Origin of the sequence: Micromonospora foliorum (genome assembly GCF_022229015.1) — a bacterium.
GTDB lineage: Bacteria > Actinomycetota > Actinomycetes > Mycobacteriales > Micromonosporaceae > Micromonospora > Micromonospora foliorum.
Genome location: NZ_JAKKFF010000306.1, coordinates 1 through 1,293, shown reverse-complemented (window position 1 = coordinate 1,293; position 1,293 = coordinate 1). Strand labels below are relative to the sequence as shown.

2 protein-coding genes are annotated in these 1,293 nt (G+C 72.5%); both read left to right on the top strand.

The annotated features are described in order from the left end of the window. Positions 1-651: alpha-amylase family glycosyl hydrolase (locus tag PSH25_RS21910; protein ID WP_238660858.1), on the top strand; the 651-nt coding region annotated here is incomplete at its 5' end. A 206-nt stretch (positions 652-857) separates the two neighbouring features. Continuing rightward, the gene (locus tag PSH25_RS21905; RefSeq protein WP_238660857.1) at positions 858-1,229 is read left to right on the top strand and encodes a VOC family protein; all 372 of its coding nucleotides are present in this window, start codon (positions 858-860) and stop codon (positions 1,227-1,229) included. Positions 1,230-1,293 lie beyond the last annotated feature (64 nt).

Below are 1,293 nucleotides of genomic sequence, written 5' to 3'. Positions count from 1 at the left end.
GCGCCGACCACCTGGGTGCTGTCCAACCACGACAAGCAGCGGCACGTCACCCGGTACGGCGACGGCGCGGAAGGGCTGCGCCGAGCCCGTGCCGCCAGCCTGCTGATGCTCGCCCTGCCCGGCTGCGCCTACCTCTACCAGGGCGAGGAACTGGGCCTGCCGGAGGTCCTCGACCTGCCCGACGAGCTGCGCCAGGATCCGGCGTTCCTGCGCACCGGCGAGAGCCGCGACGGCTGCCGGGTGCCCATCCCGTGGAGCGGCGAGCTGGCCCCGTACGGTTTCGGGCCGGCCGGCAGCGAGCTGAGCTGGCTCCCCGCCCCGGCGGTCTGGCAGGCGCTGTCCGTCACGGCGCAGACCGACGTGCCCGGCTCCACCCTGGAGCTGTACCGGGCCGCGCTGCGGATCCGTCACGACCATCCCGCGTTGGCCCTCGACGCCGACGGGGTCACCTGGCTGGAGAGCGAGCCGGGCGTGCTGGCCTTCTCCCGCACCGCCGGCGCGACCGTGCTGACCTGCGTGGTCAACCTCAGCGGCGCGCCGGTCCTGATCGACGGGTACGGTCAGCCGCTCGTCGCCAGCGACGAGCTCACCGGACAGGGCTCGGGTCATCTGCTGCCAATTGACGCGGCAGTCTGGTTGGAACAGCGCTGAACGGGTAACTCGTTCTCGACCTGGTCGTTCGTTGTGCCCCGCGCCGACGGGCGACTGGGCTACCGGCCCCTTGTGGTGGGGGGTGAGGTGCCACCGGCGCCACGCGGAGTCCGCTCCGCGTGGCGCCGGTGTCCGTGTGCGGCCACTGGTTAGACCCGCAGCCCTCGCGGGTACCGCATCGGGCACCATCGCTACGGAGGTGACCCATGGTGGTACGCATCGCCCAGTGCACGCTCGACGTCGAGGACCTGGACGTGATGGTCGCGTTCTGGTCCGCGGCGCTCGGCTACGAGGTCGAGCAGGGTGACGACGGCAGCGCCAAGCTCTGGCCGCCGGGGCAGTCGTCCGCCACCGCGCCCACCGTGTGGTTGCAGGGCTCGGGCACCGCCAAGCGGGGCAAGAACCGGCTGCACCTCGACGTGGTCGCGGACACGGACCCCCAGGCCGAGGTACGGCGACTGCTGAGCCTCGGCGCGCGGCACGTCGACGTCGGGCAGAGCGGGGCCGAACAGTTCACGGTGCTCGCCGATCCCGAGGGCAACGAGTTCTGCGTGCTGGACCGCGCGCCGACCCGCTGACGTCTCACTTCGCGGTGAGCAACGCCGCGATCCGGGTGAAGCCGGCGCGTACCTCGGCCTCGTC